At 69.5% G+C, this 8387-nt stretch carries 6 protein-coding genes; all 6 read left to right on the forward strand.

What is annotated here, in order from left to right; translation table 11 throughout:
• Positions 1-145: 145 nt before the first annotated feature.
• A complete protein-coding gene (locus AOK11_RS02095; protein WP_055591900.1) occupies positions 146-1330 on the forward strand; it encodes an LCP family protein in 1185 nt (394 codons plus the stop codon).
• 240 nt (positions 1331-1570) lie between these two features.
• A complete protein-coding gene (locus AOK11_RS02100) occupies positions 1571-3430 on the forward strand; it encodes an LCP family protein (RefSeq protein WP_079034573.1) in 1860 nt (619 codons plus the stop codon).
• Positions 3431-3775: 345 nt separating this feature from the next.
• Complete coding sequence (locus AOK11_RS02105) at positions 3776-5527, forward strand: LCP family protein (protein ID WP_055591902.1); 1752 nt, start codon at positions 3776-3778, stop codon at positions 5525-5527.
• 153 nt (positions 5528-5680) lie between these two features.
• Positions 5681-7429 (forward strand): LCP family protein, encoded by a 1749-nt coding sequence (locus AOK11_RS02110; RefSeq protein WP_240497175.1) that lies wholly within the window; start codon positions 5681-5683, stop codon positions 7427-7429.
• A gap of 110 nt (positions 7430-7539) precedes the next feature.
• Positions 7540-7794: a hypothetical protein gene (locus AOK11_RS42625; protein ID WP_167353756.1), complete on the forward strand. Its 255-nt coding sequence runs from the start codon at positions 7540-7542 to the stop codon at positions 7792-7794.
• A 145-nt stretch (positions 7795-7939) separates the two neighbouring features.
• Positions 7940-8305: a four-helix bundle copper-binding protein gene (locus tag AOK11_RS02115; protein ID WP_055591903.1), complete on the forward strand. Its 366-nt coding sequence runs from the start codon at positions 7940-7942 to the stop codon at positions 8303-8305.
• Positions 8306-8387 lie beyond the last annotated feature (82 nt).

The raw sequence follows: 8387 nt of genomic DNA on the forward strand, positions 1-8387 counted from the left end.
TGACCGGTCCACCCCCTCGTGGCGTACGGGACGGCTTGCGGCGGCATACGGAACTGCGGGACGGCGTGCGGAAATATGGGACGGCGTGCGGGCGTGCGGGCATAGGGGCGTTGGGGTGTGCCGCTGATACGACGATGACCCGGATGTGCGGCGGTGGACGACCCGGGCCGGGCTCGGTGTCGCGGCACTGCTCGTCGCGGCCACCGGAACCGGGTGGGCGGTGTACGTGAAACTCGACGGGAACATCACCGCGGACGAGGCGGCCGCGGACGAGCTCGCCCGGTTCGAGAGGGAACGGCCCACGGCGCTGGTCGAGGACGCCCGGAACATCCTGCTGATCGGCTCGGACTCGCGGTCCGGGGACGAGAACGGCCACTACGGCCGGGACCCGGGGACCGAGCGGTCCGACACCGCGATCCTGCTGCATCTGCCGGCGGGCCGGGGCAGCGCCACCGCGGTGTCCCTGCCCCGGGACCTGATGGTGGACGTGCCGGGCTGCCTGCGCCGGAACGGCACCCGCGCCGAGCCCGTGTTCACGATGTTCAACCAGGCATTCCAGCAGGGCGGTTCCGCCTGCGCCGTCCGCACCGTGGAGAAACTCACCGGCATTCGCATGGACCATCACATCGTCGTGGACTTCCGCGGCTTCAAGGAGATGGTCGAGGCGGTCGACGGCGTCGAGGTGTGCCTGCGCGAACCCATTGACGACAAGGCGGCCGAACTGAAGCTGCCCGCGGGCCGGGTGACGCTGAACGGGGAACAGGCCCTCGGCTACGTCCGCGCCCGCAAGTCTCTCGGTGACGGCAGCGATACGCACCGTATGGAACGCCAGCAGCGATTCCTCGGGGCGCTCGTCAACAAGGTGAGCGGCAATGACGTTCTGCTGAATCCGGCCAAGTTGTATCCCGTTCTGAACGCGGCCACTTCGGCGCTGACGACCGACCCGAAACTGGCGAATCTGCGGGGTTTGTACGAACTCGTCCGCGGGCTCCGCGACATCCCCACGGAACATGTGCAATTCCTCACCGTCCCCCGGGAGCCGTACGTGAACGACGCCGATCGGGACCAGCTTTCGCAGCCCGCGGCGGAGGGGCTGTTCGAGCGGTTGCGCAGGGACGCACCGGTCGCGGTCGCACAGAATCCGGCACGGGGTTCCGTCGCGGAATCCGAGTCCCGCACTCCGCCCGGGAATTCGGGCGCTGAAACCACGGAGAGTGACCGCGAGGTCACTCGAAATGAATCCGGGGAGCAGGCGGGGGAAGTGACCGAAAGGGCTTCTCCCACACCGACGTTCTCCGGAAACACGGCCGCCGAGGACACCTGCGCGTAAAGCCGGTCCTCAGGCGACTCCCAGACTGCGACGTCATGTCAACAGATATGAGCGAATTGCCCAGTTGTATGGATGTGGAATGTGCCACGGGCGTCGCCGGAAGCCGTTCCGTGCCGTTAGTGTGAGCGCTCCCGGTGCGCGTGTTCCTGAGATTCACCCTGCAGTCGCGCACTGTGTGACCGACCGAGCGCCTGGGAGGGAAAAGGCGCCGCGTGGCACCGACGGAGGATTCAGACGACCGTGGACGCGCAAGGCCGTGGACGGGGCAACGACATCGACCCCGCAGACCAGTGGGTACTCAATCCGGACACCGGCGATTACGAACTGCGACTGAATCATTCCGCACCGCAGCGGCCGGGCCCTTCTCCCCGCAGAGCGCGCTCCTCCGGCGGAAGCCCGGGTGGCGGCGCGGGTCCGGGTAAGAGCTCCGGTGCCGGTACCGGCTCCGGCACCGATGCACCGCGCGGCCGCTCCGGCGCTTCCGGGCGCACGGCGGAGCGGCCCGCCGGTCGCAGGGCGTCCGAGCGCGGAACGCCCGAGCGTGGGGCACCCGAGCGTGAGGCACCCGAGCGTGAAGGATCGCCCCGCAGACGTCGGGACGCGCCCGAGGAGCCGTCGGCGGGCCGGCGCGGACGCCGGCCGGTGAAGAAGAAGTCGAAGGTGAAGAAGGCCCTGCTGTGGACCGGCGGGACGATGGCGTTCGTGGTGCTCGCCACCGCCGTGGGCGGCTATCTGTATCTGGAGCACCTCAACGACAACATCAACACCGTCTCCGACGACGGCGCGAGCACCGGTGGCTTCCAGAAGGACAAGGCCATCAACATCCTGCTGATCGGCACCGACAAGCGCACCGGCGCGGGCAACGAGGGCTACGGCGACAAGAACAGCGTCGGGCACGCCGACACCACGCTGCTACTGCACGTCTCCCAGGACCGCACCAACGCCACCGCGCTCAGCATCCCGCGCGACCTCATCGTCGACATCCCCGACTGCCCCACCACGCTGGAGGACGGGACGGAGAAGGTGATCCCGGGCTCCAGGAACCGCTTCAACACCAGCCTCGGCCAGAACGAACGCACACCGAGCTGCACCATGCGGACCGTCACCGAGCTGACCGGGATCACGCCGGACAACTTCATGGTGGCCGACTTCAACGCGATCAAGACGCTGACCACGGCGGTCGGCGGGGTCGATGTCTGTGTCGCCGAGGACGTCGACGACCCGGACTCCAAGCTCCAACTGACCGCCGGCCCCCACACCATCGAGGGCGAGCAGGCGCTGGCCTTCGTCCGCACCCGGAAGGCGTGGGGCAACAAGGGCGACCTCGACCGCATCAAGGTGCAGCAGCAGTTCCTCGGCGCGCTGATGCGGCAGCTGAAGTCCAGCGACACCCTCACCAGCCCGACGAAGATGGTCAAGCTGGCGGAGGCGGGCACCGAGGCGCTCACCGTCGACTCCCAACTGGACAGCATCAACAAGCTGAAGGACCTCGGTCTGGAGCTGGGCAAACTCAACGTCAAGAACCTGGCGTTCATCACGCTGCCGGTGAAGGACAACCCCGCGGAGACGGTGAAGGCGACCGTCGTCGTGGACGAGTCCCAGGCACCGGAGATATTCGACCTGCTCAAGAACGACGTGTCGTTCACCGAGGTCAAGCAGCAGGAGAAGAAGGAGAAGGCCGCCGTCGCCGCCCGCCTCAAGGGCACCAAGGCACCCGCCTCCGAGGTCCGGGTGCAGGTCTTCAACGGCGGCGCCCCGGACGGCAGCGCCCAGGAGATGCTCAGGTGGCTCCAGATCGACGAGGGCGTCAGCAAATCGGAGAACGCCGGGAACGCCGACGGGACGCTGAAGAAGACCACCCTCGAGTACGCCCCCGACCAGGCCGACCAGGCCCGCCGCCTCGCCGACATCCTGGGCATGTCCGGCTCGGGGATGAAGCCCGGCGAGAGCGTCACCAACACCCAGGGGCTGCCCGCGATGACGCTGACCCTCGGCGAGGACTTCAAAGGCGCGGGCGTCTCCCTGACCCCTCCGTCCAAGGCGTCGGACGACATCAAGAAGTCCACGTCCACGGCGGACAAGGTCGAGTGCGCGCAGTGACACACCGCACGACACGCCTCGCGGTGCGTCGTGCGGTGGGTCGCGGGGCGCCTTGCGGGGCGTGTGACGAACTCGTGTGCGGGGCGCCCGGACGGCGCGAATCCGGTGGAGGCGGTACCTCCACAGCGTCATTTCCCCACCCAATGGGGCGGTTTACCCCTTTTCGTGGACGAGGAATTCGTCACTGAGGCCCCGTCCCGCTCAGGTCGGCAGTTAGTGTGAACGCTCCAGTGCCCCGGCCGCGAGGACCGTTCTGGCGTCGCGTGCACGGTGGTGACCAGTACGCGCGGACACCCTCCGGAGGGGGGAGGGTGCCGTGTGGCCCCGACGGAGGATCGGACGAGCGTGGACGCGCAGAGCCGTGGGCGGGCGGACAATGTCGACCCCGCAGACCAATGGGTACTCAATCCGGCCACCGGTGAATACGAACTGCGACTGGGCCCTTCCGCACCGCAGTCACCCGTACCCGGCCCCCGCCGAAGCTCCCCGCACACCGCGCACCACCCCGTCGGCCCCGGCGGCATGGGCCACCCGTACGGTGCCGCGCCCGGCGGCCCCCCGCGGGCACCCGGCCGCGAGGTCCCGGCGCCGCGGCGCGGCACTCCCGAGCCGCCGCCCGGACGGCGCTCGGGCCGGTCGGGGCAGCGGAAGCCGAAGGCGCGGAAGGCCCTGCTGTGGGCCGGCGGGACGATGGCGTTCGTGGTGCTCGCCACCGGCACGGCCGGCTACGTCTATCTGAAGCATCTCGAGGGCAACGTCGACACGACCGACGTCGGCGACGCGGGCTCGGGCGACTTCAGCAAGGACGAGGCCTTCAACATCCTCGTCCTCGGCACCGACAAGCGCACCGGCTCGGGCAACGACGGCTACGGGGACGCGGGCAGCGTCGGGCACGCCGACACCACGATTCTGCTGCACGTCGCCAAGGACCGCACGAACGCCACCGCGCTCAGCATCCCGCGCGACCTGATAGTCGACATCCCCGACTGTCCAACGAAGCTGGAGGACGGCACGGAGAAGGTGATCCCGGGGCTGCAGGGCGCCCGCTTCAACCGGAGCCTCGGTGAAGGCGGCCGGGACCCGGGCTGCACGATGCGCACGGTGGAAAAGGTCACCGGCATCAAGCCCGACCACTTCATGATGGCCGACTTCAACGCGGTCAAGACCCTCACCTCGGCCGTCGACGGCGTCGACGTCTGTGTGGAACACGCGGTGAACGACAAGCAGTCGAAGCTGGCGCTGCCCGCGGGCAAGTCGAAGGTGGAGGGCGAACAGGCCCTCGCCTTCGTCCGGACCCGGCACAGTTTCGGCAACGAGGGCGACCTCGACCGGATCAAGGTGCAGCAGCACTTCCTGGCTTCGCTGATGCGCAAGATGTCCTCCGGCGACACCCTCACCAGCCCCACCAAACTGGTGAAACTGGCCGAGGCCGCCACCGACGCGCTGACCGTGGACACCGGCATCGGCAGCGTGAGCACGCTCAAGGACGTCGCCCTGGAGCTGAAGAAGGTGCCGCCGAAGAACATCTCGTTCACCACGGTGCCGGTGAAGGACAACCCCGCGGAGACGGTGAAGGCGACGGTCGTCGTAGACGAGTCCAAGGCGCCGCGGCTGTTCGCCGCGATCGCCGGCGACGTGTCGCTGACCGAGGTCGAGAAGAAGCGGGAGAGGAAGGAGAAGGCCGCCGTCGCCGCCCGCCTGCAGGGCGCCAAGGCACCGGCCTCCGAGGTCCGGGTGCAGGTCCTCAACGGCGGCGCCCCGGCGGGCAGTGCCCAGGAGACGCTCAGGTGGCTCCAGGTCGACGAGGGCGTCAGCAAATCGGAGAACGCCGGCAACGCCCCCGAGACGCTGAAGAAGACCACCCTCGAATACGCGCCCGACCAGGCCGACCAGGCCCGCCGCCTCGCCACCATCCTGGGCATGTCCGGTTCCGCGCTGAAGCCCGGCGAGAGCGTCACCAACTCCCAGGGGCTGCCCGCGATGACGCTGACCCTCGGCAAGGACTTCACGGGCGTCGGCTCGCAGCTCGGCGACTCCGCGGCGGGGCCTTTGGACGTGGAGAAGTCCACGGCCGACAAGGTCGAATGCGCGAGCTGAGGCTCGACCGGACCGCGTTCGGGGGCTCCTCAAAAGTTGTTGCCGTGGAATTGCGTTCCTGGGGCAACTGACAGGCTTGTCGTGCGTCTAACAAGAGCAGGACAAGCCAGTTCCATGAAGCGAGGAGTACCAGGGGTGGGGAGGGCGACGGAAGTGACGCAGCGCGCCGCGCGGAAGACACTACGCGACGACCGGCGTGACCCGGGCCCGGACGACGGCCCCTCCGGCGTCCCGGACGACGACGGCGGGAACGCCGCGGCCGGTGACGACAGCGGCGGGGCGCCCACGTCGGACGGTGACGACGGCGACATACCCGCGTTCGGCGGCGACATACCCGCGTCCGGCGGTGACATACCCGCGTCCGGCGGTGACGTGCCCACCCCCAGTGGAGGCGGCCGCCGCCCGCGGCGCCGGATGCTCAAGTGGGTCGCCGCGGTCCTCGCGCTGCTCCTTCTCGGCGCGGGCGGGGCCGGCTACGTCTACTACCGGCACCTGAACGGCAACATCAAGCAGAACCCCCTGAACCTGGGGGACAACAAGGTCGCCAAGCCCACACCGAACGCCGCCGGGCAGACCCCGCTGAACATCCTGCTGATCGGCTCCGACGCCCGGGACAGCAAGAAGAACCAGGACCTCGGCGGCGCCCGCGAGACGTTCGGCTCGACACCGCTGGCCGATGTGCAGATGCTGCTGCACCTGTCCGCCGACCGGACCAACATGTCCGTGATCAGCATGCCCCGCGACACCCTCGTCCGGATCCCGAAGTGCACCGACCCCGAGGACGGGACGGTGTACGAGGCGAGCATCGGGCGGACGATGACCAACCAGAGCCTCGGGCACGGCGGTCCGGGCTGCACCGTGGCCACCTGGCAGGAGCTCACCGGCATCCACATCGACCACTTCATCATGGTCGACTTCGCCGGTGTGGTCTCCATGGCCGACGCCGTCGGCGGTGTCCCCGTGTGCGTGGACGCCAACATCCTCTCGCGCGACAGCCAGGGCCACGGCTCCGGGCTGAAGCTGCCCGAGGGCACCCACCCGATCAAGGGCGAGCAGGCCCTGCAGTGGCTGCGTACGCGCTACGGCTTCGAGGACGGCAGCGACCTCGCCCGCGCCAAGGCCCAGCACATGTACATGAACTCGCTGGCCCGCGAGCTGCGCGAGAACGCCGACCTGAGCAATCCCAACAAGCTGCGCAGGCTGGCCGAGGAGGCCACCCGGGCGCTCACCGTCGACCCCGGCCTCGACACCGTCAAGAAGCTGTACGACCTCAGCAACGAGCTGCGCGGGGTGGATCCGGAGCGCATCACCATGACCACGATGCCCAACCGGTACGTGGGGGCCCGCGTGGAGCCGACCGAGGACGCCGAGCAGCTGTTCCGGCTGGTCCGCGAGGACATCGCCCTGGACGGCAAGGACGAGAAGCCGGCCCGGACCGCGGAAGCGGCGAAGGAGAAGAGGCCGGCCGTGACCGCCGAACCGGCCGCCCCCGACGACAGGATCGCGGTCCAGGTCGTCAACGGCACCCGCACCGACACCCTCGGCGCGGCGTCCGGCCGCGCGAGCGCCGTGGCCGGACTGCTTCAGGAGAAGGGGTTCACCGGCGCGACCGCCGACACCGCCGGCTCCCTGAGCGAGCAGCTGACGCTGGTGCGCTACCCGAGCGCCGACCTGAAGGGCGACGCCCTGCGGGTCGCCGAGTCGCTGGGCGTTCCGGAGAGTTCGGTACGGCAGTCCACCGACGTGTCCGGGGTCACGCTCGTCGTCGGCGCCGACTGGCGCGAGGGGACGGCGTACGAGGCGCCCGAACAGGACGACACGACCCCCGAGTCGGCCAAGGCCCTCAACGGGGCGGACGACTCCGCCTGCATGGAGGTCAACCCGGCCTACACCTGGTCCTGACCGGGATCCCGTCGCACGTGGCGGGCCCTGACCGGGACCGCCGGGGAGCGGCCCTTCACGATCCGCCGTCGGACGGAGACACATCAATTCAATGATCTCGTGAGAATCCGGTGACGGGACCGCTGCGCACAGTGGTCCCCTCACCGGGAAAAGACCCGGCGAAGCTCGGGCACGAGACCGTCAGGAACAGCACGTCGATGGCGGCCGTCCCGGCGGGCACGGCCGGTTCCTCCCCGGCCGCCGCCCCCGCCGCGAGCGCCGTCCCGTACGGCCGCGACGGTTCCCGGACCGACGGGTGGAACCTGAACGGCGACCACCTCGTCCAGGACCGCGTTCCCCGCTCGGGCTGCTTCCACTGCGGCTGAACCCGCCGGTGACGAGGCTCCTTCCTCCACGGAACATGCAGGTCGCGGCGGAGATCGTTCGTCCTGTGGTGGTCATGGGACAAGGGGCGTAGGACTGAAGGACGGAGGCCGGTCCGCGACCCCCGTTGTTCCCCTGGGAGGAATCATGACCCAGCAGTCTGCCGCCACGACCCCCATGAGCAAGGAGATGCAGGACTGCGTCCAGGCGTGCATGGCCTGCCACAGCACCTGCGAGGAGACCATGAGCTCCTGTCTGCGGATGGGCGGCCAGGCCCCCGCGCAGGTCATGGGAGCCCTCATGGACTGCGCCGACATGACCCGCATGTGCGCCGACATGATGATGCGCCGCTCGCCGCTGGCCACCGAGATGTGCGCGATGTGCGCCCAGGCCTGTGACCTGTGCGCCGAGGCGTGCATGTCCATGCCGGACGACGCGCAGATGATGCGCTGCGCGGAGTCCTGTCGCCGCTGCGCCGAGTCCTGCCGCGCCATGGCGGGCGCCACGATGTGACACGCCGGACGCCGACGCCGGAACACGCCGGACGGCTGACGCCGGACGCCGGACACGGTCGAGGGCACCCCGCGGGGTGCCC

Origin of the sequence: Streptomyces hirsutus (assembly GCF_001418415.1) — a bacterium.
GTDB classification, from domain to species: Bacteria; Actinomycetota; Actinomycetes; order Streptomycetales; family Streptomycetaceae; genus Streptomyces; species Streptomyces hirsutus.

Bases quoted from the DNA above. Each gene is read 5' to 3' on its own strand.
- AOK11_RS02115 (WP_055591903.1), top strand. From the start codon at position 7,940: ATGACCCAGCAGTCTGCCGCCACGACCCCCATGAGCAAGGAGATGCAG.